The sequence below is a fragment of the Pseudoalteromonas luteoviolacea H33-S genome (genome assembly GCF_001625695.1).
GTDB classification, from domain to species: Bacteria; Pseudomonadota; Gammaproteobacteria; order Enterobacterales; family Alteromonadaceae; genus Pseudoalteromonas; species Pseudoalteromonas luteoviolacea_B.
The window spans coordinates 124,533-149,385 of record NZ_AUXY01000013.1; the positions used below are offsets into that span (position 1 = coordinate 124,533).

28 protein-coding genes are annotated in these 24,853 nt (G+C 41.9%); 19 read left to right on the top strand and 9 right to left on the bottom strand.

Going from position 1 to position 24,853, the window contains the following annotated elements; translation table 11 throughout:
• Nucleotides 1-19: 19 nt before the first annotated feature.
• The 5 genes from N477_RS26230 to hslR all read right to left on the bottom strand — a co-directional run bounded on the left by N477_RS26230 (nt 20) and on the right by hslR (nt 3,908).
• Nucleotides 20-193 (bottom strand): hypothetical protein, encoded by a 174-nt coding sequence (locus N477_RS26230; protein ID WP_196760558.1) that lies wholly within the window; start codon nt 191-193, stop codon nt 20-22.
• A 267-nt stretch (nt 194-460) separates the two neighbouring features.
• Nucleotides 461-661: a hypothetical protein gene (locus tag N477_RS01150; protein WP_063361229.1), complete on the bottom strand. Its 201-nt coding sequence runs from the start codon at nt 659-661 to the stop codon at nt 461-463.
• Between the two features lie 179 nt (nt 662-840).
• A complete protein-coding gene (locus tag N477_RS01155) occupies nt 841-2,379 on the bottom strand; it encodes a phosphoenolpyruvate carboxykinase (RefSeq protein WP_063361228.1) in 1,539 nt (512 codons plus the stop codon).
• Between the two features lie 261 nt (nt 2,380-2,640).
• Entirely contained in the window at nt 2,641-3,486 is an 846-nt protein-coding gene (gene hslO / locus N477_RS01160) for an Hsp33 family molecular chaperone HslO (RefSeq protein ID WP_063361227.1), read from the bottom strand.
• 11 nt (nt 3,487-3,497) lie between these two features.
• Nucleotides 3,498-3,908, bottom strand: a complete 411-nt coding sequence (hslR, locus tag N477_RS01165) for a ribosome-associated heat shock protein Hsp15 (RefSeq protein WP_063361226.1) — start codon at nt 3,906-3,908, stop codon at nt 3,498-3,500.
• Nucleotides 3,909-4,173: 265 nt separating this feature from the next.
• Here hslR and gspC point away from each other — a divergent pair, with 265 nt between their 5' ends.
• The 13 genes from gspC (at nt 4,174) to N477_RS01230 (ending at nt 16,157) form a co-directional block, all read left to right on the top strand.
• Complete coding sequence (gene gspC, locus N477_RS01170) at nt 4,174-5,070, top strand: type II secretion system protein GspC (protein WP_063361225.1); 897 nt, start codon at nt 4,174-4,176, stop codon at nt 5,068-5,070.
• 28 nt (nt 5,071-5,098) lie between these two features.
• A complete protein-coding gene (gspD, locus tag N477_RS01175) occupies nt 5,099-7,162 on the top strand; it encodes a type II secretion system secretin GspD (RefSeq protein WP_063361224.1) in 2,064 nt (687 codons plus the stop codon).
• Entirely contained in the window at nt 7,155-8,714 is a 1,560-nt protein-coding gene (gene gspE / locus N477_RS01180) for a type II secretion system ATPase GspE (protein ID WP_063361223.1), read from the top strand. The genes gspD and gspE overlap by 8 nt, the downstream gene beginning before the upstream one ends.
• Nucleotides 8,714-9,940 carry a type II secretion system inner membrane protein GspF gene (gene gspF, locus N477_RS01185; protein WP_063361222.1) on the top strand — a complete coding sequence of 409 codons (1,227 nt, stop codon included), beginning with the start codon at nt 8,714-8,716 and terminating at the stop codon, nt 9,938-9,940. Before gspE ends, gspF begins: the two co-directional genes overlap by 1 nt.
• A 73-nt stretch (nt 9,941-10,013) precedes the next feature.
• A complete protein-coding gene (gene gspG, locus N477_RS01190) occupies nt 10,014-10,439 on the top strand; it encodes a type II secretion system major pseudopilin GspG (protein ID WP_063359140.1) in 426 nt (141 codons plus the stop codon).
• Entirely contained in the window at nt 10,439-11,041 is a 603-nt protein-coding gene (locus tag N477_RS01195) for a prepilin-type N-terminal cleavage/methylation domain-containing protein (protein ID WP_063361221.1), read from the top strand. Before gspG ends, N477_RS01195 begins: the two co-directional genes overlap by 1 nt.
• Nucleotides 11,034-11,414, top strand: a complete 381-nt coding sequence (gene gspI, locus N477_RS01200; RefSeq protein WP_063361220.1) for a type II secretion system minor pseudopilin GspI — start codon at nt 11,034-11,036, stop codon at nt 11,412-11,414. The genes N477_RS01195 and gspI overlap by 8 nt, the downstream gene beginning before the upstream one ends.
• A complete protein-coding gene (gspJ, locus tag N477_RS01205) occupies nt 11,414-12,151 on the top strand; it encodes a type II secretion system minor pseudopilin GspJ (RefSeq protein ID WP_063361219.1) in 738 nt (245 codons plus the stop codon). Before gspI ends, gspJ begins: the two co-directional genes overlap by 1 nt.
• Nucleotides 12,148-13,128 carry a type II secretion system minor pseudopilin GspK gene (gspK, locus tag N477_RS01210; protein WP_063361218.1) on the top strand — a complete coding sequence of 327 codons (981 nt, stop codon included), beginning with the start codon at nt 12,148-12,150 and terminating at the stop codon, nt 13,126-13,128. Before gspJ ends, gspK begins: the two co-directional genes overlap by 4 nt.
• Nucleotides 13,125-14,333, top strand: coding sequence for a type II secretion system protein GspL (gene gspL / locus N477_RS01215; protein WP_063361217.1), 1,209 nt, complete (start codon nt 13,125-13,127; stop codon nt 14,331-14,333). The genes gspK and gspL overlap by 4 nt, the downstream gene beginning before the upstream one ends.
• Nucleotides 14,330-14,806: a type II secretion system protein GspM gene (gspM, locus tag N477_RS01220; RefSeq protein ID WP_063361216.1), complete on the top strand. Its 477-nt coding sequence runs from the start codon at nt 14,330-14,332 to the stop codon at nt 14,804-14,806. Before gspL ends, gspM begins: the two co-directional genes overlap by 4 nt.
• A gap of 2 nt (nt 14,807-14,808) precedes the next feature.
• The gene (locus tag N477_RS01225; protein ID WP_063361215.1) at nt 14,809-15,567 is read left to right on the top strand and encodes a type II secretion system protein N; all 759 of its coding nucleotides are present in this window, start codon (nt 14,809-14,811) and stop codon (nt 15,565-15,567) included.
• 2 nt (nt 15,568-15,569) lie between these two features.
• Nucleotides 15,570-16,157: a UPF0149 family protein gene (locus tag N477_RS01230; RefSeq protein WP_063361214.1), complete on the top strand. Its 588-nt coding sequence runs from the start codon at nt 15,570-15,572 to the stop codon at nt 16,155-16,157.
• A 28-nt stretch (nt 16,158-16,185) separates the two neighbouring features.
• Here N477_RS01230 and N477_RS01235 read toward each other — a convergent pair whose 3' ends face one another.
• Together N477_RS01235 and N477_RS01240 are read right to left on the bottom strand one after the other, a co-directional pair.
• A complete protein-coding gene (locus N477_RS01235) occupies nt 16,186-16,392 on the bottom strand; it encodes a hypothetical protein (RefSeq protein WP_231098078.1) in 207 nt (68 codons plus the stop codon).
• Complete coding sequence (locus tag N477_RS01240; RefSeq protein WP_063361213.1) at nt 16,392-16,748, bottom strand: hypothetical protein; 357 nt, start codon at nt 16,746-16,748, stop codon at nt 16,392-16,394. The genes N477_RS01235 and N477_RS01240 overlap by 1 nt, the downstream gene beginning before the upstream one ends.
• Nucleotides 16,749-16,964: 216 nt before the next feature.
• Here N477_RS01240 and ccoG point away from each other — a divergent pair, with 216 nt between their 5' ends.
• The 4 genes from ccoG to N477_RS01260 all read left to right on the top strand — a co-directional run bounded on the left by ccoG (nt 16,965) and on the right by N477_RS01260 (nt 20,804).
• Nucleotides 16,965-18,386 carry a cytochrome c oxidase accessory protein CcoG gene (gene ccoG, locus N477_RS01245; protein ID WP_063361212.1) on the top strand — a complete coding sequence of 474 codons (1,422 nt, stop codon included), beginning with the start codon at nt 16,965-16,967 and terminating at the stop codon, nt 18,384-18,386.
• 152 nt (nt 18,387-18,538) lie between these two features.
• Nucleotides 18,539-19,513, top strand: coding sequence for a serine/threonine protein kinase (locus N477_RS01250; protein ID WP_063361211.1), 975 nt, complete (start codon nt 18,539-18,541; stop codon nt 19,511-19,513).
• Between the two features lie 19 nt (nt 19,514-19,532).
• Nucleotides 19,533-20,156: a thiol:disulfide interchange protein DsbA/DsbL gene (locus N477_RS01255; RefSeq protein WP_063361210.1), complete on the top strand. Its 624-nt coding sequence runs from the start codon at nt 19,533-19,535 to the stop codon at nt 20,154-20,156.
• Nucleotides 20,157-20,171: 15 nt separating this feature from the next.
• Nucleotides 20,172-20,804, top strand: coding sequence for a thiol:disulfide interchange protein DsbA/DsbL (locus tag N477_RS01260; protein WP_063361209.1), 633 nt, complete (start codon nt 20,172-20,174; stop codon nt 20,802-20,804).
• Between the two features lie 61 nt (nt 20,805-20,865).
• Here the strand turns inward: N477_RS01260 and trmA are convergent, their stop codons facing one another.
• On the bottom strand, nt 20,866-21,963 hold the full coding sequence (gene trmA, locus N477_RS01265; RefSeq protein ID WP_063361208.1) for a tRNA (uridine(54)-C5)-methyltransferase TrmA: 1,098 nt from the start codon (nt 21,961-21,963) through the stop codon (nt 20,866-20,868).
• 161 nt (nt 21,964-22,124) lie between these two features.
• On the opposite strand from trmA, the gene N477_RS01270 reads away from it, so the two are divergent.
• Both N477_RS01270 and murI read left to right on the top strand, forming a co-directional pair.
• A complete protein-coding gene (locus tag N477_RS01270; RefSeq protein ID WP_063361207.1) occupies nt 22,125-23,228 on the top strand; it encodes a DUF5610 domain-containing protein in 1,104 nt (367 codons plus the stop codon).
• A gap of 72 nt (nt 23,229-23,300) precedes the next feature.
• The gene (gene murI, locus N477_RS01275) at nt 23,301-24,107 is read left to right on the top strand and encodes a glutamate racemase (protein WP_063361206.1); all 807 of its coding nucleotides are present in this window, start codon (nt 23,301-23,303) and stop codon (nt 24,105-24,107) included.
• Here the strand turns inward: murI and N477_RS01280 are convergent.
• Entirely contained in the window at nt 24,097-24,570 is a 474-nt protein-coding gene (locus tag N477_RS01280; protein ID WP_063361205.1) for an RNA recognition motif domain-containing protein, read from the bottom strand. The genes murI and N477_RS01280 overlap by 11 nt on opposite strands.
• Between the last annotated feature and the right edge of the window lie 283 nt (nt 24,571-24,853).

Here is a 24,853-nt window from a genome sequence, read left to right on the forward strand (position 1 = left end):
GCTACTACTTTATTACTAATCAAATTGTGCAAGTTGAAGTGCAAACGGCTGGATGAGTTGGGCAGATCTGCCAGCTATTGTGTTGCGGCGCAACACGTGTCTTACGAGCACCCGCGACCTCATGGGTAAGCGCTAGGTCAACTTGATTATTATGTAAGCTTTTAAGTGCTTTTTTCTTTAGATTTAGTTTCATAGTTTAATCCTTTTCTAATTACGTATTAATTCTCGAGGTCACCATTACCTCAGCTCTTAACTTAACGAGAACTGTAGGTAGTGTAAATCGTTCTTAGTTGAGCAATATTCAACCTGTTCATATTGTCAAAGTGTAGATACTCACAATTAGGAGGAACTTTCTTTATGAGCGCAATCCATTTTTTGAACGATAAGCTATTGATGAACGGGGTTTTTAAATTTGTATTAATAGTAAAGCTTGGTCAATCCAAGCTTTACCTGTATTTAACTAGACGCACATATCAATAGAAGGACATAAGCCTATAGATTGGCAAATAGCCGGGTGAGTGTCGCATACGTAGTAACTGTTGCAATCAATTCTAGAGTTGAAGGTTGCACCACGGCCTGCACCGATTTGCTTAGTTTGCTGTGCGTCTAGGTTTTTGGCGTTGAGATCTTTGATGTGTTTCTTTTTAAGTTGTAATTTCATCTGTATTTCCTTTATCAAAATCATATTATGTCAATTTATTTGACTAAATTACTTTAAATAGGAACTCGGCCTGTGTAAATATTGTTCTATTGAAGATTGTTCAAGATGAGTAATTCTTGATTTTTAGACATAAAAAAACGCCCAACGAGGGGCGCTTTTGATAAAGGAAAGGGTGTTGCTTAACCGCGAGGACCTGCTGACTTGATTGCGTCAGATACGTCGTATTTCTCGAAGTTAGCTTTAAAGTCTGCCGCTAGTTTAGCTGCGTACTCTGCATACTTGTCTTTATCTTCCCAAGTGTTTACTGGGTTAAGTAGCTTTTCATCTACGCCATCTACCGCAACTGGGATATCTAAGTTCAATGCTTCAATATGTTGAGTTTCAACGCCTTCTAGCGTGTCATTCACGATAGCATCAATAACGGCACGTGTTGTTGGAATGTCGAAGCGCTTACCTACACCGTAAGGACCACCAGTCCAACCTGTGTTTACTAGGTATACTTTTGCACCAAACTCACGTACACGCTTCATTAGCAATTCAGCATAAACACCTGCTGGACGTGGGAAGAACGGCGCACCAAAACACGTTGAGAATGTAGATTCGATATCAGATGTTGAACCGATTTCAGTTGAGCCAACTTTTGCAGTGTAACCACTTAAGAAGTGATAAGCAGCAGCTTCTTCAGACAAAATAGATACAGGAGGTAATACACCACTTACGTCACATGTTAAGAATACAACTGCACGAGGTTCGCCTGCACGGTTTTCTACTTTACGTTTTTCAACATGCTCAAGTGGGTATGCTGCACGTGTGTTTTGCGTTAGGCTTGTATCTGCAAAGTCTGGTACACGGTTTTCATCAAGTACAACGTTTTCTAGGATTGTACCGAACTTAATCGCATTCCAAATAACAGGTTCATTCTTTTGAGATAGGTCGATACACTTAGCATAACAACCGCCTTCAATGTTAAATACACTACCAGGAGCCCAACCGTGCTCGTCATCACCGATAAGGAAACGCTTAGGGTCTGCAGAAAGCGTAGTTTTACCAGTACCTGAAAGACCAAAGAATAAAGTCGTGTCGCCTTCTTCACCAACGTTTGCACTACAGTGCATAGGTAGCACACCTTTAGCTGGTAATAAGAAGTTCTGTACAGAGAACATCGACTTTTTCATTTCACCGGCGTAATGCATACCTGCGATTAGCACTTTGCGCTCTGCAAAGTTGATAATAACCGTACCATCACTGTTTGTGCCATCACGCTCAGGGTCACATACAAAAGATGGAACGTTCATTACCTGCCATTGGGGTAAATCAGCTGCATTATATTTGCTAGGTTCGATAAACATGTTTTTAGCAAAAATATGGTGCCAAGCCGTCTCAGTAGTTACAACTACTGGCAAATAGTGCTCAGGATCTGAACCAACTTCTAAGTGAGAGACAAAGTGGTCATTGCTGTGCACGTGTGCTTCTACACGAGCCCAAAGAGCATCAAATTTTTCCGCATCGAATGGACGGTTGACGTTACCCCATTGGATGTCATTTTCTGTGCTTGGCTCTTTAACAATAAAACGGTCGTTAGGAGAGCGACCTGTGCGGCGGCCTGTTTTTGCTACAAAAGCTCCATTCGCTGCTAAAGTCCCTTCACCACGCGAGATAGCGTGTTCGACAAGTTCAGCTGCAGTTAAATCGACAAAACGAGTAGCGCTTGAAGTCATGTTTATACCTAAATGTGAGAATTGAACGGGATAGCTCTGGCTATTAAGTACCTAAAGCTTGAAATTATACTAACAGATGCATTTGAGATATTCGAGCCCTAAAGGGTGCAGAAATTGCAATTTTTTGACAAAAAAAGTGAATAATTTCAATGATACCGGTGTCATGAAAGTTGCTGTTTTTATGACACCGGTATCATTTTTTTACAAACAAAAAGCCGCCAAAATGGCGGCTTGAGTTTAGATGAACTAGATGTACCTTATTTAATTAAAAATAGACTTTATATCTTGTTCATTAAAACGGTAATCAGTGAGGCAGTAATGGCAGCTTAGTTTTACTTCACCGTGCTGTTCAATATCCTCTAACAATGCTTGTTGACCAACATTGACTAGCGCACTGATGGTTTTTTCGCGGCTACACCCACACACAAAGTTCACAGCTTGTGGTTCAAACAGCTGGGGGTTGTCTTCGTGATATAAACGAGTCAGCACTGTTGGAGCATCTAATTCTAATAGCTCATCTTCTTTTATCGTGTCACTGAGTGCTTCTAAGTGTTCAAAGTCACTTTGCGATTTCTCTTTGTTGACCGGAAGAACTTGCAAGAATAGACCTGCAGCTTTGACAGCATCTTCACCAACCTTAGTGGCGAACCATAATCTAGTTCTCAACTGCTCTGACTGCTCAAAGTAGTCCTCCAAACATTTTGCTAATGAGTCAGAAGTCAACGGCACGACGCCTTGGTACCTTTCTCCTTTATCAGGAGAAATGGTGATAATCATATGGCCTTTACCAATTAAGTCACTGATGCCTGAACCTGAGATCTGGCCGTCGACTCTTGCGATACCTCGCATGTTTTGCTGGTGATTACCATTTATTACGGCATATTTTACAGGGCCATCGCCTTGAAGCTGTACTGCAATGTCACCTTCAAACTTAAGTGTTGCCGTTAGCAGGCTGGATGCGACGAGTAATTCACCTAATAAAGCTTGTACTTCTGTTGGGTAGTTGTGACCTGCAACAATGTCTTTTAGTGTATGCTCGACCTGTACTAATTCGCCTCGTACATCGAGATCGTCGAAAAGATAGCGATGAAGTAAATCTTGTTTCATCTATAAAGACCCTAATTTGATTTTAACTTAAGCAGCTCACGGCGCTGCTTTTTATCTGGCTTGTGCTCTGGGCGTGGTGCAAAGAAACTATTGTTTTTTCTAGCAATGGCATTTTGCGCCCGCTTTTCAATGCTTTCTGCTGACTCTTCATAAAGCGTCTGAGCAATTGGAGCGGCTTGACGTTTGTCCATTAACTTTAAAACAGTGATGTGTTTTTCATCATGACCCTGGGCTACTTCGATGGATGCGCCAATGTCGACATGACGGCTCGGTTTGCACCTTTGGCCGTTATATCTGACTTTACCACCTTGGATCATTTCCCGGGCAATTGTGCGCGTTTTATAAAAGCGCGCAGCCCAAAGCCATTTGTCCAATCTGACTTTTGCATCATCTTGGTTGTTTTCTGGATTGAGTTTTGTCACAATTCTTTAACTACATTAGCGTCTTGCTCTACGGTGAAATTTATCATATTTTAACCGTCAAAAAAAGCATAGCGCTTGATAGGTCAAGGAATGGCGTATTATGAAAACTTGAACAAATGGTTAATACTGTGTTCAGTTTATTCATGTCATATCTTGTACCGATTTAATTTTAAGTTTCACATTTGCACGCTTGTTGAATCGAGATCGAAACGGTACACTGAGGCGTTCAATAGAATAAGAAAAAGTCTCATTAAAGAATTTTTATATGGAATTACAGATACAACAGTTACAGAAAATATTACAAGGGTTGCCCCACGCTAAGCTTAGTCGCGCAGTGGTGTTCTTAGCTGTTGTATATATTGCCTTCCTACTGTCTCAGCTCTTTTGGCTACTTTTTCCAAAACCTGAAGCAGCATCGATTAATCTCGCACCCAACCAGACTCAAAATAGCACTCAGGCAGTGAGTAGTGCATCTATTTTAGCCCAACACATTTTTGGTAAAGCAAATGAAAAGCCTAAAGACGCAGACAAGCCTAAACCGGTTATTTCTAATGCGCCGGAAACGCGTTTAAATGTGAAGTTAACAGGCATCGTTGCGGTCAGTAAAAACGACAGCGCAGGCCTTGCGATTATTGACTCGCAAGGCAGGCAAGAAACGTATTTAGTGCAAGATGTGATTAAAGGTACACGTGCAAAGCTTGCACAAGTACTGCCAGACCGCGTGATTTTGGATGTGAGTGGTCGATTTGAGACCTTAATGCTTGATGGACTCGACTTCACGCAGCAAGTTGCCATGCCTACCGCACCAAAGAAAAACGCTGCGCCTAAAGAAAGTCGTATAAGCGAACAAACCCGCTCAGAGCTGGCACAACGTCGACAAGAGCTTTTGAATGAACCAGGTAAGCTTTTCGACTATATTAGAATTTCACCAGAGCGTCGCAATGGTCAACTTGTTGGCTATCGTTTGCGTCCTGGAAAAGATCCTGAACTTTTCAAAAAGATGGGTCTCAAAAATAACGACCTGGCCATTGCGATAAATGGCTACCAACTCACGGATATGAAACAGGCTATGACGGCTATGAACGAGCTCAGAGAGAGCACCGATGCCAACATAACCATCGAACGCGATGGCCGCACTTTAGATGTGCAATTCAGCCTGTAAAAGACACTAATTTTGGAGTTTAAGAATAATGGGTAGAAAGCTACACCTCACAAGAATCAGAAAAGGGTTAGCTAAGTATGCAGCTCTGTTGTTTGCGGCTGGATTGTCATTGTCAGTGTCTGCGGTTGAGTATGCGGCCAACTTTAAAGGAACTGATATCAATGAGTTTATTCTCATTGTGGGTAAGACACTCAACAAAACAATCATCATAGATCCAAATGTACGCGGCAACATTAATGTACGTAGCTTCGAGTTAATGGACGAAGAGCTATATTATCAGTTCTTTTTAAGTGTCTTAGAAGTATACGGCTATTCAGTCGTTGAAATGCCTAATGGCATTATGAAAGTAGTGCGTAGTTCTGATGCCAAAAAGGCAAATGTACCACTTGTAAACGATAATAGTGAAGGCGACGGTGATGTGATGATCACCCGTGTCGTTGAAGTAAAAAATGTATCGGTTCAGGAATTAGGCCCTCTTATTCGTCAATTTAGTGACCAAAAAGATGGCGGTCATGTTACTAACTTTAACTCAGCTAACGTGATGATGTTGACTGGCCACGCCGCTTCGGTAAACCGTTTGGTGAATATCATTCAATCAGTTGACCAAGCAGGTGATCAGCGTGTTGATATTGTAAGGTTAAAACATGCTACTGCCGATGACGTCGTTCAAGTTGTTGAGAAAATTTATAAAGACACAGGCAAAGGTCGTGTTCCTGAGTTTTTGATTCCTAAAATTGTTGCTGATGGCAGAACGAATAGTGTGGTTGTCAGTGGTGAAAGTCAGGCAAGAAATAAAGCAATTGAGTTAATTAAACGCCTTGATGATGAATTAGAAAACCAAGGAAATACGCAGGTATTCTATCTCAATTACGCAAAAGCAGAAGAGCTTGTAAAAGTACTTCAGGGCGTGAGCAAAACGCTACAAGAAGAAGCTCAGGGCGCTGGAAAAACAACCCGATCACGTAGTTCAAATCGCAACGAAACGAGCATTGAAGCGCATGATGATTCAAACTCGTTAGTCATTACTGCACAGCCAGATACGATGCGCTCGTTGGCAAACGTTATTGAGAAGCTTGACGTACGTAGAGCTCAGGTATTAGTAGAAGCGATTGTGGTCGAGGTTCTTGAAGGGGATGGTATTAACTTCGGCCTGCAATGGATCACAGAGCAGGGCGGCATGTTGCAGTTCAAAAATGGTACCACGGTACCGGTTGGTTCATTAGCGGTTGCTGCTGAGCAGGCACGTGACAAAACAATCAAACGTACCGTTCAAGCAGACCAAACTGCAGAGCTACGTGATTACGAAGAAACCGTTGAAGGTGATTTAAATGCACTTGGCAAGTTACTTGGCGGTGTAAATGGTCTTGCTGCAGGTGTAGTTAAAAATGATTGGGGCGCAATTATTCAGGCAGTATCTACAGACACTAACTCGAACATTCTAGCAACCCCATCTGTCACAACCATGGATAATGAAGAAGCTTCCATGATTGTGGGTCAAGAAGTACCAATTCTTACGGGTTCTTCTGCCGGTGATAATAACTCTAATCCGTTCCAAACAGTTGACCGTCAAGAAGTGGGTATTAAGCTCAAAGTTACCCCTCAAATCAATGATGGTACTGCCGTGCAGTTGACGATTGAACAAGAAGTGTCAAGTGTCAGCGGTGCGACTTCTATTGATATTGCAGTTAATAAGCGTGCCATTAATACCACGGTAATTGCAGATGATGGCGGTATGGTTATTCTGGGCGGTCTGATTGACGAAGATGTACAAGAGAGTGTTTCTAAGGTACCTCTACTTGGCGATATTCCAATTCTTGGTCACCTATTTAAGTCAACCAATACGACAAAACGTAAACGTAACTTATTGGTATTTATTCGCCCAACGATTGTACGTGATAGCCGCAGCATGAATGAACTCAGTCACGCCAAGTACAAGTTCATCCGTAACGAGCAAATCAAAAAGCAAGAAGACGGTATTGACCTAATGCCATTTGAAGAGTCACCGGTGTTACCTGAATGGAATGATGCTATGATTTTGCCGCCAACGTATGAGCAGTACTTAGATCAGCAAAATGAGAAGAAAGATGACTGAAGCAAGTATGAGTGTTGTTGAGGCGCCAATCGATACAGAGGCAGCCTCAGCTGCGACTGATGAGGTGCTAGAAGAACAGCAAGCTCAGTTGCGTTTGCCGTTCTCTTTTGCGCGCCGAGAAGGTGTATTGCTAAGTGACGACCCGAAAGGCCTTAAGGTCTTTCATAAAGGGGATGTGTCGTTAGACGCGTTGCTTGAAGTACGTCGTATCGCCGGTGGTGGTTTCAATATCGAAATCATCGATGAAGATAAATTTGAATTATTGTTAGAAGCCGCTTATCAACGAGATAGCTCTGAAACTCAACAGATGATGGAAGACATCGGAAATGAGGTAGATTTGTTCTCACTTGCTGAGGAGATGCCTCAGACCGAGGACCTACTAGCTGCAGATGATGATGCACCAATCATTAAGTTGATTAATGCGATGCTCAGTGAAGCAATCAAAGAAGGGGCATCGGATATTCATATTGAGACATTCGAAGCAGATTTAGTGATTCGATTCCGAGTTGATGGTGTTCTCAAAGAAGTACTTAAACCCAATAGAAAGTTATCTTCGCTACTGGTTTCTCGTATTAAGGTTATGGCTAAACTGGATATTGCTGAAAAGCGAGTTCCCCAAGACGGTCGTATTAGCTTGAGAATTGCCGGCCGTGCGGTTGATGTGCGTGTATCTACTATGCCATCAAGCTTTGGTGAGCGTGTTGTACTGCGTCTACTGGATAAGAACAATGCGAGACTAAACCTGGAAGATTTGGGGATGACAGAGCGTAACCGTGAGCTGTTCTCTGAAATCATCGCTAAACCGCATGGTATTATCTTAGTTACTGGCCCAACCGGTTCTGGTAAAAGTACCACCCTATATGCGGGTATGACACAGATTAACTCGAAGGATCGTAACATTCTTACGGTTGAAGATCCGATTGAATATGAAATCCCCGGCATTGGTCAAACTCAGGTAAACCCGAAAGTAGACATGACATTTGCACGTGGACTACGTGCAATTCTACGTCAGGACCCAGATGTTGTTATGGTCGGTGAGATCCGAGACTTAGAGACTGGGCAAATAGCAGTTCAAGCTTCATTGACGGGTCACTTAGTAATGTCAACACTGCACACGAATACAGCGTCTGGTGCTATTACGCGTATGGAAGATATGGGGGTCGAGCCATTCTTATTGTCTTCGTCGTTACTTGGTGTGTTATCTCAGCGTCTCGTCCGTACTTTGTGTCCTAGTTGTAAAGAGCCGCATCTTGCAGATGACAGAGAATGTGAGCTATTGGGTGTTGAAAAAGGCTCACAAACCACGATTTATCGTGCTGTTGGCTGTGAAGAATGTAATTTTAACGGCTACAAAGGCCGTACCGGTATTCATGAGTTACTTGTTGTTGATGAGCATATTCGTGAGCTTATTCATAATGGTAAGGGTGAACAGGCGGTAGAGAAGTACATCCGTCAATTCAGTCCTAGTATTCGCCAAGACGGATGTTCACGTGTTCTAGCGGGGAAAACAACGCTGGAAGAAGTGATGCGAGTAACACGTGAGGAAGGATAATGGCGGCGTTTGAATATCGTGCCTTGGATGCAAAAGGCAAGGAAAAAAAAGGCATTTTAGAGGCCGATACTGCCAAACAAGTTAGGCAGATGCTGCGCGAAAAGGCAATGATGCCACTTGAAGTTGAGCCAGCAGCTGAAAAAGAAAAGTCTCAATCTACTGGCGGGTTCAGTTTATCGAGAGGGTATAAGCCTTCTGTCAGTGATATTGCACTGATAACGCGACAGCTTGCAACTTTGATACAGTCATCATTACCTGTGGAAGCGGCAGTCATGGCCGTTGCTGAGCAGTGTGAAAAACCAAGGTTGAAGCGCATGTTAATGGCTGTGCGTTCAAAAGTGGTAGAGGGTTACACGCTGGCAGATGGCATGTCAGATTTCCCGCATGTTTTCGATAATTTATACCGCTCTATGGTTGCTGCAGGTGAAAAATCAGGTCACCTCGACGAAGTATTGAACCGCTTAGCGGATTACACTGAGCAACGTCAGCATATGCGTAGCCAAATAACACAAGCCATGGTTTACCCAATAATTTTGGTCGTTTTTGCCATCGCAATTGTGACTGTGTTGTTAGGTACAGTTGTGCCTGAAATTTTAAAAACTTTTGAAAAGTCGAATCAAGTTTTACCTTGGACAACCGAATGGGTATTGGCAGCAAGTAACTTTGTACAAGATTACTGGATGCAATCAACGGTTGCTTTAGGCGGGGCAATTGTCGGTGTTCAGCAAACGTTAAAGCGTCCTAAAGCACGCTTTTGGTACGACACCAAATTACTGCAGTTACCGGGCATTGGTAAAATAAGTCGCGGCATTAACACTGCCCGATTTGCAAGAACGCTGAGTATTTTATCCTCAAGCGCGGTGCCGTTATTAGAAGGGATGAAAATTTCTGGTCAGGTACTAGAAAACGAGAAGATTAAAGCCGCTGTGGCAGAAGCCGCAACCCATGTTAGTGAAGGGGCGAGCCTCAAAGCAGCTTTACATCAAACAAAGCTATTTCCGCCAATGATGCTACATATGATTGCCAGTGGTGAAAAGTCTGGAGAGTTGGAGCAAATGTTAGAACGTGCAGCCAACAACCAAGACAGGGAGTTTGAAAGTATGGTAAGTGTCTCACTTAAACTACTTGAACCGGCGATGATTGCCAGTATGGCATTAATTGTACTCTTCATCGTTATGGCGATACTCCAACCTATTATGGCAATGAACAAAGCAATTGGTTTGTAGTCAACATATTTAAAGATAAACACACTGGACTACACACACGTGTAGCCAATGCAACAGCATAGAGGTATAAATTGTGAAGAAACAGTCTGGTTTTTCATTACTAGAGGTAATGGTAGTACTGGTTATTATCGGTATGATTATGTCAATTGTGGCACCTAATATCATGGGTAACCAAGAACAAGCTGCTATTGATAAAGCTAATCTAGACATCACGCAAATTGAAAGCGCGATGAAAATATACAAGCTTCAAAACAAACGCTACCCTACAACGGAGCAAGGCTTAGAAGCGTTGGTTGAGAAAACAACGATCGATCCAGTGCCAAAGCGTTTTCCAGATGGCGGCTTCCTAAACGAGTTACCTCTAGATCCATGGGATAACCCTTATCAGCTAGTTAGCCCTGGTGAAATTGGCAAAATTGATATTTTCTCTATGGGTCCAGATGGTGAAGTCGGTACTGAGGATGATATCGGTAACTGGAGAGATGAAGAAGATCGCTAATGTCGTACCCTGTGAATTACTCAACTCAATTACCTAAAAAATCTCAAGGCTTTAGTCTTTTGGAGATCTTAGTGGTTATCCTGATCATTGGTTTTTCAATAAAGATCGTCACATTTACCGTTGGTGAAAGTGCTGAAGACTTGTTGGAAAAAGAAGCATTGAAATTACATGGCATTGTGAATATGGCGTCAGAGTTTGCTGTGCTGAATCAGGTTGAGTTGGGTTTTCACTTGGATAAAAGTACCTTAGAGTTCTTGGTCTTCGACGGTGAGCAGTGGACCACTTTCGAAGCCGAAGAGCTTTACAAGCCAATAGAATACGGCGAAGAGTATAAAATAGAATTGATTTTAGAAGACTTGTCTTGGTCACAAGATAACTTGCTTGAGCAGTCGAATTGGCAGGAAATAATGGGCTCAGGTGATAATGACAATTTGCTTGAGCTTAAGAAGAAGAAGATCCCTCAAGTACTCATCTTATCGTCTGGAGAAGTCAGTGCGTTTCAACTCTCTTTAGAATTGAGCGAAGAACCAGAGCCTGTTTATTACGTTGAAGGTGAGTTTATGGCACCTGTGAAGTTGCGCAGGGAGCCGGCATATGACTAATCAAAAAGGCTTTACCCTACTTGAGGTGATGGTCGCAATGGGGATCTGTGCGGTTGCGGGGATCGCAGCTTTGCAAGCGACAGGCGCCCATATCAATAATATGAGCATCATTGAGCAACAAACTTATGCATCTTGGGTTGCTGAAAACCAGATGGTGATGGCGCGTACCAAAGCCAGTGGCGGTAAATGGAATGGCAAAAACTCTGATAGTGGTGATGCAGAACTAGCTGGGCACAAGTGGTACTGGAGCCAAAAGGTAGAAAAGACTGCAGATGCTGAATTTGTGAAATTGACGATTGAAGTATTTGAAGATGAAAGCAGAGAAAACTCGGTTTATGACTTGACTACTTTTATGTATAAGGGCAAGAAGTGATGGCTTATACAAAGCGCAAACAAGCCGGTTTTACTCTTATAGAGGTTATGGTTGCCCTGGTCATTTTAGCCTTTATTGTCACTGCGTCACATCAGATCTTAGACACATCTATTATGGCCAAAGAGGCTTCGGATGAGACCATCGCAGAGCTTGAAGGGCTTCAAACAACTTTCAGATTGATGGATCAAGATTTTAATCAAATGACTAAGCGAGAAGTGCGTAATGAAGCGGGAGACTTTAGCCCGACTTACATTATTCATGGGCGCTATTCTTTAGAAAGTCAATATGATGGTATTGCATTTATCCGCGATGGTTGGACAAACCCTGTCAGTTTATTACCTCGCTCTGAACTTCAGGGTGTCGGTTATCGCGTAAAAGAGGATAAATTAGAGCGTATTTATCGCGTTTATATTGATGAACTTGATGGTACTGAGCCTCGTGTGCAAGTATTGCTAGATAATGTAGAAGAGCTCAAGTTTGAGTTTTTGGACGATAAGCAAAAATGGCAAGATAATTGGCAAATAAAGGCACTGCCACTTGCGGTCGCTGTGACCATTCAACGACAAGACTCAGAGCCCCTAAGGCGTATTTTTTTAACCCCAGGTGATGGCAAAGTGCAACAAGCCAAAGCAGCGCAAAGCAATGGTAGTGGTGTCAACAATGGGTTAGATGACGGACTCAATCGTAACGGCAACAATTCAGGCGGAAATACCAACCAAAGGGGAGGTAAGCCATGAAGAAACAACAAGGTGCAGCGCTGATAATCGTGCTTTTTATCGTTGCCTTAGCAGCGAGCCTTGCGGCGGAGATGTCGTCATCCTTGATGGTTCAAGTGCAAAAGGTCGCGAACACACAAACGCATCAACAAGCAAAATGGTATAGCTACGGCACTGAAGAATTAGTTAAAAAAGTATTGTTAGATAGCCGTGAGGACGACCCTGATAAGGTTCACTTAGGTCAGCCGTGGGCGATTGATGAGGTGCCTTACCCAGTTGATGACGGCACTTTAAGTGGCAAAGTTACGGACCTGCAAGCATGTTTAAATTTGAATGCCTTAAGAGCACCTAAAGACCAGAGTGGTAGTACTAACGCTACGAACCCTGCACATAGAGCGTTGTTGGAGTTATTGAAAAATATTGAAGATTTGCCTGCGCAAGAAAGCGAAGAAGCGATGGCTGACAGTGTTTATGACTGGCTCGATGAAGATAGCATTACATTTCGCTCAGGTGCAGAAGAAGACGAGTATATGTCTAGGCAGATGCCTTATATGACAGCAAATAACTTGATGGCATCTGAAAGCGAACTAAGGGTGATCAAAGGATTTAATCCGCTCGTTATGGAAAAGTTATTGCCCTACGTATGCGTGATACCAGGCAGCACTGATTTAGCCATCAATGTAAACACCGTTTTGCCTGAACAAGCGCTTTTATTAAGTGCATTGCTCGAGGGGTTAAGTCTTTCAGGTGCAGAAGCCGTCATTGCAGCGCGCCCAGAAGAAGGGTTTGATAATTTACAAGATTTCTTTACAGAAGCAAAAAATCAAGGTGCTCAGGATACTAAAAAAGCTGAGAAAATTTTCACAATAACAAGCAATTATTTTAAGTTGCGTGCTAAGGCATCCTTTGATGAGCGGTTGTTTAAAATGACCTCAATACTCGAAATAAAAGAAGGTCGAGCAACTGTTTTGGCACGTAAGTTTGGAGGCGTTCAGTGACAGAAAAATTATTGGTCCGTGTAGGCCAGTCACAGCAGGAACCTGTCAGTTGGTTAGTTTGGTCTGATTCGGATTCACAGATCATTGCCAGCGGTGAGTTAGAGCACAGTGGGTTACTTGGAGAGTTAACAGAAAAAGCATCAGGGCGCAGCGTTGCGTTACTGTTGCCAGCATCAAGTGTACAGCTTAAGCAAGTTGCACTGCCAACAAAGTGGAATCGTAAATTAGAACGTGCGCTACCGTTTATGTTGGAAGAGCACGTCGCTAGTGACATTGACGACATATTTATTGCGATTGGTGAGCCCGAAACCATTGAAGAAAAGCACTTTATCAACATTGCAATATGTGATCTGACTTGGTTACAAGAATGGATTGCTGTGTTTAGTGATTTTGATATTGAGCCAAATGTTATTGTGCCTGATGCTCTGCTGTTGCCTGATACACAAGAGAATACGCTCAGTGCGATCCAGCTACAGCAGCAGTGGCTATTTAAAGGCAATAGCTGGCATATCGGTGCGGTAGAGTTAGATTGGGTGAACGACTATTTAATGCTGTCACCTGAGTCAGAAATAGTCCATTATAGCCCGGCAGATACACTCTCAACGAGCAAAGTTTTAAGCGCCAAAGAGGCTGAATACGATTTGCCTTTGGCTATTTTTGCGCAGAGCCTGAACACAGCCCCGATTAATTTACGTCAAGGGCCATTTGCAGCGAAGATAAAGCAGCCGCAATGGTGGCGTGATTGGAAGGCGGGTGTTATTGCCGCCGGTGTGGCATTATTAGCGTTCGTGTCGGTCAAATCTGCTCAGTTATTCATGCTGCAACAAGAAGCCGATGCGTATAAAGCGCAGGCGATGAGCGTGTATAAACAAGCGTTTCCAAACAAAGTAGTTCGTCCTCACTTATTACGTAAGCAAATTCAAAATGAATTAGATGCACTCAGTGGTGGCGAACAAGGTGGGTTTTTAGAGCTGACAGATCATTTTGTATCTATCTACTCACAAGTGAATGATTTCAGTCCTGAGACATTCAGATATGATCGTAAACGTAATGAACTGAGAATTAGGGCGAAGGCCAAAGGGTTCCAAGTATTTAGCCAAGTGAAGTCTATCCTTGAACAGCGTGGTATTGAAGTTCAGCAAGGGGCACTTAATAATGATGGTGATTACGTTATTGGTGAGATCAGAATTAGAGGTGCAGCATGAAGCAGCAAGTGATTAATTACTGGCAATCGCTAAAAGAGCAAGAGCAAAAACTATTGATCGTTGCTGGCTTTGTATTCGTGATTTTTGTTCTGATTATGGGCGTAATTAAACCGCTTAATGCGGGGGTAGAGAAAGCTCGTGCGGACCTACAAAAGCAGCAAAATTTGCACGCTTGGGTATCCAAAAGTGTGGCGGAGCTTAAGGCCAGCGGTGCAGGTCAAGCGACTTCTCGCAATCAAAATTTAACTCAGTTAGTAAATCGTACTCGTGGCAGACATGGGATCCAGATTAGTAAGATGCAACCCAGAGATAATACATTACGTATTAATATTGACAATGTAGAGTTTAATAAATTGGTTAGTTGGTTAGATGTGTTGACCAATCAGCATGGTGTAAAAGTTGCTAATCTTGATTTAGGCGAAGAGCCACAACAAGGATATGTGCGCGTTAGTCGTTTGGTGTTAGAGAATTAAATATGAAAAATGCAGTTAGTGTAGTATTGGCTTTCTTATTTGCGTTTATCGTTTTTACGATTGTTAGTATTCCAGCACCAGTCGCTTTGCAATTGGTGAAGTCTCATATTCCGAAAGACGTTCGTTTGGGCGCTGTAACAGGATCTTTTTGGGAAGGCCAAATTAGTGGTGTTCAATACCAAAACCTGCGCTTTAATGATGTTAAGTGGCAATTAAATGGGTGGGCCTTATTCACAGGTCAGGTTCAAGGTAAGCTGAATTTTGGTAATGCGCGTCGCTCAGATGAATTATCTGGTCGAAGTAACTTTGCTTTTTCATTATTTGATAACAGTGTTGAGCTAGGCAAAACGACATTACGTTTTAGCGTTGAACAAGCGATGCGCCAAGTCAATCTGCCACTACCAGTCGATGCAAAAGGCAGAGTTATTCTAGAGCTTGACGAATATAATAGTGGACAGCCTTATTGTGAGAGCTTAAAAGGTGATATCAGCAGCCCAGAGATCCAAGTGAAAGGCATGTCTGGTTGGTTCAGCATTGGTGATTTAAGTGGGTTATTAAGCTGTAAATCAGGTGATATTGCCGTTGTGGTTGAACCTGAAAACTTACTGGGTTTACGTGCTGATGCAACGTTGGCGGAGAATATGAAATTTAAGGTTGCTGGCAATATTAAACCTGATGCGTCATTGCCTAAAGAAGTTCATGATGCCGTTAAATTCTTGGGACGCCCTGACTCTCAAGGTCGATATCCAGTGAGTATGTAGGAATGATGGATTTTAGTTATCAGCCAGCACATGAGGCTTTACTTGTGAATTATCTGAGCCAGCGCGCTCAGACATATCCTGACGTACTAGAGCTTAAGTCGCTAGAAGGTTTTTTGTTTGCAACTATATGCAGCCCAGATGGTGTTGAACCTGAAGCCTGGCTAAGCCATGTAACCGGTGCAGATGAACAGGTGTCTGAGGATGTTGTTTTTGCACTTTTAGCGCTACACCATCATATCAGTGAGCAAGTTTTTTCAAGCGGTTTTGCACTCCCTTTCGATTTGTCCTCCCCTTGGAGTGATAAGCAGTTATGGAGCACAGGATTTTTGCATGGTTGCCAAAGTTATTTGAATAAACTGAATCACAGTGACACTCTGTCAGATGAACTCAAGCAGGCACTTGTAACCAGCACTGAATTGTTAGGCTTTTTCAGCCTGCAACTCGATCAAGTTGAGGTGTATTGTAAATCAATTGAAGTCGGAATTGAGACATTCATTGAACAACAATACCAGCTGGCCTCTGAAGTAGCACCAGCCTACGCTGAATTAATAGAACAAGTTGCGTTAAGTAGTGGCTTATACAACGAGTAATTTTGAGATGTAGTTTGAGTTATTCAACTCAAGCTACATCTAGTTCGATATGAGTGCAGCCTTTTGCGCATTGCGCCGTTGCTTTCTCACCTTCTTTAACCGCGACATTTAAAAAGATTGCTTGGCCGCATGCCTGGCAAAGGACCGTTTGTCCCTTCGCCAACTTTTTGAGCAATGCTTTTTGATCGTTGAACGAACGCGCTCGAAGTTTATTAAATTGCGTTATGTCTATCATCAGAACTCAGCCTTTCTTATTGCTTTTGTCGTCACATCACAAATAGTTTGTAATTTTGGTCCAAAGAAGTACAAATTGAGTTCATGTTCTTGGCAGAAGCGTACGTGAAAAACTTTTACTTTTTCATCCGTAGCAAGCGCATCTTGCAGATATTCTTTTTCCGATGGTGTGAGATCTATCTCTTTAGCAATTTCATGCCGTGCTTGTTTTGCAGCAAGGCTATACTGGGTTTTGCTGGTTTCACCAAGGGTATCGACACCTTGTTGCAGCAGCTTATCTCTAGGCTCCTTGATCAAGGGGTGATCAATGGTAAACAGCGCCAGTATAATGAGTACAAGTAACAGGTATTTTTTCATAAAGCTCGCAAATTTGATCTATTCGACTCAATCAAAGTCACAGTGTAATAAAATGCAAGAATCAAAAGCAAGCGAATTGCTCAGGAAATATTCGTAGTTTTTGTCACCGTCGTGCGATTTATGGCTACGCTAATAGCGAGCTGTTGCATATAATATCCTTAGTAAAAGTAAGGTCACTGTAGCGAGTAACCTGTCCAAAGCACTTAAGGAGCTTGTATGGACAATAAAATTAAAATCAAGAATATCCCTGTCGAGATTCAAAAGCCGGAAAACCTTCAGCCGGATAGATTTAACCCGCGTAATCGTATTTATGTGCGCGCGGTGAAAGGCATGCATCAATTACTGCGTCAGCGTATCGGCTTTTTGGGTATGCTTGCCTTTATGCTTTTACCCTGGCTCAATTTTAATGGCCAACAAGCCGTACTGTTTGATTTGTTTGAACAGAAGTTCAATATTTTTGGCCTGACTTTGTGGCCACAAGATTTGACGATTCTGGCATTTATTTTAATGATTGCGGCGTTTGCCCTTTTTTTAGTAACTACATTTTATGGTCGTGTTTGGTGTGGCTATACATGTCCACAAACCGTCTGGACATTTATTTTTATCTGGTTCGAAGAAAAATGTGAGGGCTCTGCAAATCAGCGAAAAAAGCTCGACCAACGCCCTATGGACTTAGATAAGTTTCTTCGAAAAGGCGCAAAGCATGCTAGTTGGCTCGCCTTTTCGTTTTATACGGCGGTCACGTTTGTTGGTTACTTCACACCAATAAGAACACTGTTACCTGATCTGATGATGTTTTCAGCAAGCGGCTATGCCACTGTCAGTGTTGTGGTATTTGCGGTGTGTACATATGGTAATGCGGGTTGGATGCGGGAAATCATGTGCTTGCATATTTGCCCTTATTCGCGGTTCCAATCTGCCATGTTTGATAAAGACACTTTTACCGTAAGCTATGATAACAAACGCGGTGAAGGCAGGGGACCGCGAGGCCGTAAACAAGACCCGAAAGAACTAGGCTTAGGCGATTGTATTGACTGCAAATTATGTGTCCAAGTTTGCCCAACAGGGATAGATATACGCAATGGGTTACAATATGAGTGCATAAACTGTGGGGCTTGCATTGATGCATGTGATGGTGTGATGGATAAAATGCACTATGCGCGAGGTTTAATTTCATATACTACTGAGCGTAATTTAGAACATGCAAAACGAGTAACTCAACCAGTGCGCCCTAAGTTGATTGGCTACGTACTTATTTTATTGATTTTAAGCGGCGCTTTGCTTGTTAATATCGCGATGCGAAAAACATTTGAGTTGGATATTATCCGCGATAGAAACCAATTATATCGAGTTAATTATGATGGCATGGTTGAGAATACCTATACCCTCAAATTGATAAACAAAGCGCAGACAATGCAAACTTTTAATATTGCGGTGAGTGGCCTCGAGCATTTTGAACTTTTGGGTAAGCAATCTGCGACAGTTTCAGCTGGTTCTACATTAGATATCCCCGTTTCTGTGGTGATGGATCCATATGACCTAACAAAACCCGTGACTGAGTTTCATTTTGTACTATCGAGTGACTCAGCACCTGAGTCTCAAATTTCCCAGCCAACAAACTTCTTCAAAGGACGTTGAGCGCTTATTTTGGGGGATATACATTAAGTATGTTCCCCAAGCGATAATATATTTTTGCTTCAAAACATACTTGGCTTTATCCTATTGTGCTGTGGTCTAAAGGCTTTATGTGCCAATACCAACACTTTTCACACGATTAATGGACAGCAGCAATGAGCGACTTTAGCTATCAAAACCTCACACCAGATCTGATTCTCGATGCAATCGAAAGTATTGGGGTTTACCCAGAATCTGGGCTTCTTCCTCTTAACAGCTATGAAAACCGCGTATATCAGTTTCGCAGTGATGATGCCAAGCGCTATGTTGTAAAGTTTTATCGTCCTCACCGTTGGAGTGATGAACAGATTAAGGAAGAGCATGCATTCTCATTTGAACTTGCTGAGTCTGAAGTACCCGTTGTGTGTCCTATCAAACAAGATAATACCAGTTTATTTGAACATCATGGGTACCGCTTTGCGTTATTCCCAAGTGTGGGCGGAAGGCAGTTTGAGATGGATAATCTAGATCAACTTGAAGTCTTGGGGCGTTATATAGGCCGGCTTCACAGTGTGTCTAAAAAGTATGATTTTAAACATCGTCCCAGCGTCGATACTGACAGTTTTTTAAGACAAGCAAGCCAAGATATTTTGGCTTGCGAGTGTTTACCCCAAACCCTACATTTGGCTTTTTCTACTGTTTTAGAGCAAGTTGTTAAAAAAACGGAAGAAAAATTCACAGTTAATGATACGATCAGATTGCATGGAGATTGCCATGCTGGCAATATTCTGTGGTCTCAAGAACAATTAATGATTGTAGACTTAGATGATTGTCGCCAGGGACCTGCTATCCAAGATCTATGGATGATGTTAAATGGCGACCGTCAAAACCAAGCATTGCAATTAGACACTTTACTCGGTGGTTATGAGGAGTTTAGTGACTTAGACATGACTCAATTACAACTAATTGAACCGCTGCGGGCAATGCGTATGATCCACTATATGGGGTGGTTGGCAAAACGTTGGCAAGATCCTGCATTTCCAAGGAACTTTTCTTGGTTTTCGACAGACAAATATTGGGAACAGCAGATCTTGGCATTAAAAGAACAATTGGCTGCGCTTGATGAGCCAGCTCTAACAATTTATCCATAAAATTTAAGAGAGAAAGTACATGTTGAAATCGATTAAAGTGGCTTTGCTGGCGCTATGTATGCCAATTGCTGCAATGGCTGCTGAGTTTAAAGAAAGTGTGCATTACGAAACACTATCATTACAGAAAAGTAAAACGCCACGAGTTGTGGAATTCTTTTCATTTTATTGCCCTCATTGCTATAAGTTTGAAGGCCCCGCAAGAGCGTTGCATGCCAGCCTGCCAATAACTGTTCCTTTTGAAAAGATCCACGTTAATTTTATGGGGGGGATACCTCCAGAAGCACAGCAATACCTAAGTTATGGTTACATCGTGGCCAAGCAATTTGGTGTTGATTCGCAAGTGGTTGATCAAATTTTCAAGACCATCCATGAACAAAACGGCCGTTTTGCTAGCATGAAAGACGTGCAGAAGTTACTAGAAGCGCACGGTGTATCAGCTGAAAAGTTTGAATCTACATTGGCGAGTATGCCTGTTATTGCAGCTGAAAAGGCAATGCAGGACGATCAAAAACGATTTAGTGAAGCTGGTGCACTTAAAGGTGTACCTACATTTATCGTCAACGATAAATACCGTGTAATTACAAATTCTTTGAGAAGCCAAGCTGAATTCAACGAATTAGTTAAACACTTATTAGAAAAATAATGGTTGGAGAATAATATGTTGAAATCGATAAAAGCTGCGTTGTTAGCGTTGATGTTACCTTTGGCTGCAAATGCTGCCACATTCGAAGAAGGTAAACACTATGAAGTGATTGCAGAGCGCGGAACAAAAAAGCCTGAAGTGACAGAGTACTTTTCATTTTATTGCCCAGCATGTAATAACTTTGAGGGGTTAATTGAAGAGTTTAAGCCAAAATTAGACGACGGGGTTAAATTTAAAAAGAGCCATGTTGATTTTATTGGTAGTCGCGACCCTGAACATCAAAAAATGATTGCTACAGCTCTGGCAACCGCTGAGGTTTTACCGCAGAAGAAGCAAATTGTGTCTGCGATGTTCAACCACATACACACAAAACGCGGTAGTTTCAATGAGCTTGCAGATATCAAAGACGTATTTGTTGCACAAGGCGTTGATAGTGCCAAGTTTGACAAAATGTACAAGAGTTTCTCTGTGCGTACTAAAGCTTCGAAAATGGCAAGACAGCAAAAACAGCTGCAAGATAAAGGCGCTTTATCAAGTGTGCCGACATTTATTGTCAGTGGTAAATATAAGTTAGTACTTGGCAGAGATTCAGGTATCACCAGCCCTGATGATATTGCGAAATTGATTAACTATTTAGCTAGCAAGTAAGCTCGTAAGATAAATAAAAAACCCCGCAATTGCGGGGTTTTTTATTTATGGGTTAGCAGTATTATTTACGCGTTAAAAATACACCCGATTCAACATGATGTGTATATGGAAACTGATCAAATATCGCAATACGCTCGATTTTGTGAGTTTCACTCAAAATATCAAGGTCACGTTCTAATGTGTCTGGGTTACAAGAAATATAAATAATATTGTCATAGTTACTGACTAATCGGCAGGTCAGCTCATCCATACCTGCACGAGGCGGGTCAACTAGTATTGTTTGGCAATTGTAAGACTGTAGATCAATGCCATTGAGACGAGAGAAGCTGCGTTTTCCTTTAATTGCATCCGTAAACTCTTCACTCGACATACGGATAATATCTAAATTGGTGACCTTATTGGCTGCAATATTATATTGCGCTGAATGTACAGACGATTTTGAAATCTCAGTAGCTAGAACACGATCAAAATGCTCTGCGAGTGCGATAGAGAAGTTACCATTACCACAATAGAGCTCAAGCAAGTCATTAGAGAGTGGGCGCGCAATAGACTTAGCCCATGACAGCATTTTTTCATTCACTTTTGCATTAGGTTGAGTAAAGCTGTTTTCGACTTGCTGATAAGTATATTCGGTATCGTCCACAGTCAGTTTTTCTGTGACGAAATCATCACCAAAGACAACTTTTTGTTTTCTTGCTCTACCGATAAAGTCAATTTTATAAGTTTTCTGGAGCTCTGATCTTAGTGCAGTCATCGCTTCTTGCCAGCTATCATCAAGCTGCTTGTGATAAAGCAAACTTACTAAAATTTCACCGCTTAGCGTTGATAGGTAGTCAATTTGAAATAACTTTCGTCTTAAAATTTCATTGTGACGAAGCTTTTCCATCATCACCTGCATCAGTTCATTGACTAAAGGTGCGCCTGGGTCAAAATGGTCGACACGTATTTTTTCTTTACTTTGTTGGTCAAACATAATGTGATACAAATCTTCGCCATCGTGCCAAACACGGAACTCGCAGCGTTGTCTGTAATGACTGGTTTCAGAGTCATAAACTTCTAATTCAGGGGCATTAAAGCGGGCGAATTGCGCACTAATACGCTGTTGTTTTTCTGCAAGCTGCTGTTCGTATTGCGAAGCATCGATTTTGATCACGGCCATGCTGAGGCTACCTTTGTATATTGCAAGGAGGCGCTATTTTAGGGGGCGAGGAACATTTGTCCAGTGCTTAGGGCTAAAATTGCAGTTTTATTGTACAAATTACCTTTAGCTTTGTCACATATGGTCGATAATTAACTGATAGGGTATAGCGGAGAGCAATCATGAAGATCGGACAGTTGAATCAGCTGTTAAACCCAGCAATGCAGCATAATGCAGCAAAAGCAAAGCCAAATATTCCTAATATCTCAATAAATTCTGATGTCTATCAGGGGAATAAGTCTCAGGTTGCTGCGAAAGTACTCGATGATAAGTTGGCTCAGGCACTGGGCATTGAAAAAAAAGAAGAGACCGACAAGCCTTTTTTTGATTACGAAGAGATTGTTAAGAATGTGCTTGGCTTTGTGCAGGGAGCTATCAACAAAGCAAAAGCGGATGGTCAGGATGACGACACCTTAAAAAGCATGCTAGAACAAGCCCGTAAAGGGGTGCAAACGGGTATTGATGAAGCTACAGGTGAGCTAAAAGATTCGGGGTTATTTGATGATGAAATCTCTGAGGGGATAAAAAAGTCCAAAGAAGGGATCTTTAATGGCTTAGATGAGTTTGAAAAGGAGCTGTTTAACCCAACTCCTCAGCATTTGTCTGTCAGTGCAGCGCAATTTGCCAGTCTATCGAATAAAGCTGAGTATGCTTTTACGACAGCGGAAGGTGACGAAGTCGTTATTTCGTTCAGTGATGCATACAGTCAGTCACGTGGTGCCAGTTACGAGCGTAATGGTGATAGTGTCGGTTTTGCTTATGGCGAGAGTTCTTCTCAAGAAGTGAGTTTTTCTATCAGTGTGAATGGTGAACTTAATGAGGAGGAACAAGAAGCCATAAATGCAATGATGGAAGATATTCGTGATGTGAGTGACTCATTTTTTGCTGGTGAATACGATGATGCCTTTGAACTGGCGAAAGGCCTGAGTCTAGATAGTGAGCAAATTACTAACTTTACGATGGACTTAAGGCAAAGTAAAACGTCCGCAGCGATTGCACAATATCAACAAAGCAACCCGATGAAGGAATTAGAACAAGCATTTGCACCATTAGACAAGCGACTGGAAGGGTTGAATAGTGACGCGGAGTCTCTGGGCCTACAAGCACAGTTACCTGATATCATGGCGTGGATGAATGAAGGTCAGCAAAGGCTTAATCAATTCTTAGACTACGCGCAAAGTTACTTTAGTGCTTTGAATAGCAAAGATGATGCACAAAATAGCTAAGTCGCTTTAGTGTTGTTTATTTTCGCTCTATAGCATGGCAAACTTCGAGTCTTGAACGCGGGGGATTGAAGTTTGCCACATATTTTAGTTTTTGATTCAGGGATTGGTGGGACAAGTGTTCTATCACATCTTAAAAAAAGGATACCGTACGCCCGCTATAGTTACGTGATGGATAATGCATTGCTACCTTATGGCCTGCAATCTCAAGAAACCATAAAATCTAGATTAATATCACTATTAGCTTGGCTTGATAATACAAATCAGTCTGTTGATGTGATTGTGATTGCTTGTAATACCGCTTCTACATACGCTTTGGATACTGCGCGACAATATACGACGACGCCAATTGTTGGAGTAGTACCAGCAATCAAGCCCGCAGCTATTTCGAGCGTAAGAAAACACATCGGTTTGTTAGCGACCCCTGCAACGTCAAAGAATGCTTATACTGCCAATCTAATTTCAAACTTTGCGAGTGATTGTCAGGTTGATATTTATCACACCACTGAGTTGGTATCGATCGCTGAACATTTTCATTGGCATAAATGTATCAAACAAGATCAGTTAAGAAGTGAGTTAGATAGACTCAATATAAATCCAGGTATAGATAAACTCGTATTAGGCTGTACACACTTTCCAATTATTAAAAATGCTTTAAAGGCAAAGCTACATACAGATGTTGACTTGATTGATTCGGGTTATGCGATAGCTAAGAGGGTAGAGTATTTATTAACTCAGCACGATTGTACGTATAGTGGTAAAAATATGAGTGAGGTAAGAGAAGAGCTGCTGGCGTCAAATCAAAATGATTTGACGCATTGGTATGCGACCTGCACAGCAGCTATTAAGCACTGTATGAGTGTAGAATTGCTTAAGCTATAGAGTTAGGTTCTGACTCTTCTTGCTTTTGCTTAGCTTCTCTTACTTTTAAAGTTCGTTGTTGAAACTCCATTTCATTTAGCTCTTTAATTGCCTTATTAGCATCGCCCTCGGGCATTTCTACAAAACCAAACCCTCTTCTCTTTCCTGTATTTTTATCTTTTAATAACCGTACAGAAAATACTTGGCCTTTTTCTTCAAACAGTTCTCTGACTGCTTGCTCGTTTGCACGATAAGGCAAATTACCAACATAAAGTGTTTTTGTAGGTATAGTGTTTGCGTTGTCTGGCTGCGCAATAGTTGTTTTATTAATTGTTATTGCTGCCAGACCACCTATTACAATACCAAGTGCAAATAGTACCGCGGAATCGATTTGGCTATTTGCTAATAAAAACGTAACCATCACATACCCCAAAATTGCAAGTATAAGAATAGTAACGAGTGTTTTACGACCTGAAGAATTCATAACGATCTACCAATAAACAGTGAATACACATTAATTTAACAAAGAAAGGTTGCTATCTTAACGACTTAATTAAACATCGCAATAATAAAATATAGATGTTGTGAAAAATTATGCTTCTTTATTGAACTTAACGTTGCTAAAAGTGTGGTTTTGCTGGGTTTTTGAGCGTTTGTGCGTTTTTTTTAAAATTTAATAAAAAAGCCCTTGCGCTAATCTCAAATCTCCCTATAATGCGCACCCACTGACACGGAGCAACACGCACAAAAGCAAGAAGCAAAGTGAA

What these genes read in the sequence shown, in the direction of transcription:
- N477_RS26230 (WP_196760558.1), bottom strand. Translation starts at nt 193, where the DNA reads ATGAAACTAAATCTAAAGAAAAAAGCACTTAAAAGCTTACATAATAAT.
- N477_RS01150 (WP_063361229.1), bottom strand. Translation starts at nt 661, where the DNA reads ATGAAATTACAACTTAAAAAGAAACACATCAAAGATCTCAACGCCAAA.
- N477_RS01155 (WP_063361228.1), bottom strand. Translation starts at nt 2,379, where the DNA reads ATGACTTCAAGCGCTACTCGTTTTGTCGATTTAACTGCAGCTGAACTT.
- hslO (WP_063361227.1), bottom strand. Translation starts at nt 3,486, where the DNA reads ATGAAACAAGATTTACTTCATCGCTATCTTTTCGACGATCTCGATGTA.
- gspC (WP_063361225.1), top strand. Translation starts at nt 4,174, where the DNA reads ATGGAATTACAGATACAACAGTTACAGAAAATATTACAAGGGTTGCCC.
- gspD (WP_063361224.1), top strand. Translation starts at nt 5,099, where the DNA reads ATGGGTAGAAAGCTACACCTCACAAGAATCAGAAAAGGGTTAGCTAAG.
- gspE (WP_063361223.1), top strand. Translation starts at nt 7,155, where the DNA reads ATGACTGAAGCAAGTATGAGTGTTGTTGAGGCGCCAATCGATACAGAG.
- gspF (WP_063361222.1), top strand. Translation starts at nt 8,714, where the DNA reads ATGGCGGCGTTTGAATATCGTGCCTTGGATGCAAAAGGCAAGGAAAAA.
- N477_RS01195 (WP_063361221.1), top strand. Translation starts at nt 10,439, where the DNA reads ATGTCGTACCCTGTGAATTACTCAACTCAATTACCTAAAAAATCTCAA.
- gspI (WP_063361220.1), top strand. Translation starts at nt 11,034, where the DNA reads ATGACTAATCAAAAAGGCTTTACCCTACTTGAGGTGATGGTCGCAATG.
- gspJ (WP_063361219.1), top strand. Translation starts at nt 11,414, where the DNA reads ATGGCTTATACAAAGCGCAAACAAGCCGGTTTTACTCTTATAGAGGTT.
- gspK (WP_063361218.1), top strand. Translation starts at nt 12,148, where the DNA reads ATGAAGAAACAACAAGGTGCAGCGCTGATAATCGTGCTTTTTATCGTT.
- gspM (WP_063361216.1), top strand. Translation starts at nt 14,330, where the DNA reads ATGAAGCAGCAAGTGATTAATTACTGGCAATCGCTAAAAGAGCAAGAG.
- N477_RS01225 (WP_063361215.1), top strand. Translation starts at nt 14,809, where the DNA reads ATGAAAAATGCAGTTAGTGTAGTATTGGCTTTCTTATTTGCGTTTATC.
- N477_RS01230 (WP_063361214.1), top strand. Translation starts at nt 15,570, where the DNA reads ATGATGGATTTTAGTTATCAGCCAGCACATGAGGCTTTACTTGTGAAT.
- N477_RS01235 (WP_231098078.1), bottom strand. Translation starts at nt 16,392, where the DNA reads ATGATAGACATAACGCAATTTAATAAACTTCGAGCGCGTTCGTTCAAC.
- N477_RS01240 (WP_063361213.1), bottom strand. Translation starts at nt 16,748, where the DNA reads ATGAAAAAATACCTGTTACTTGTACTCATTATACTGGCGCTGTTTACC.
- ccoG (WP_063361212.1), top strand. Translation starts at nt 16,965, where the DNA reads ATGGACAATAAAATTAAAATCAAGAATATCCCTGTCGAGATTCAAAAG.
- N477_RS01250 (WP_063361211.1), top strand. Translation starts at nt 18,539, where the DNA reads ATGAGCGACTTTAGCTATCAAAACCTCACACCAGATCTGATTCTCGAT.
- N477_RS01255 (WP_063361210.1), top strand. Translation starts at nt 19,533, where the DNA reads ATGTTGAAATCGATTAAAGTGGCTTTGCTGGCGCTATGTATGCCAATT.
- N477_RS01260 (WP_063361209.1), top strand. Translation starts at nt 20,172, where the DNA reads ATGTTGAAATCGATAAAAGCTGCGTTGTTAGCGTTGATGTTACCTTTG.
- trmA (WP_063361208.1), bottom strand. Translation starts at nt 21,963, where the DNA reads ATGGCCGTGATCAAAATCGATGCTTCGCAATACGAACAGCAGCTTGCA.
- N477_RS01270 (WP_063361207.1), top strand. Translation starts at nt 22,125, where the DNA reads ATGAAGATCGGACAGTTGAATCAGCTGTTAAACCCAGCAATGCAGCAT.
- N477_RS01280 (WP_063361205.1), bottom strand. Translation starts at nt 24,570, where the DNA reads ATGAATTCTTCAGGTCGTAAAACACTCGTTACTATTCTTATACTTGCA.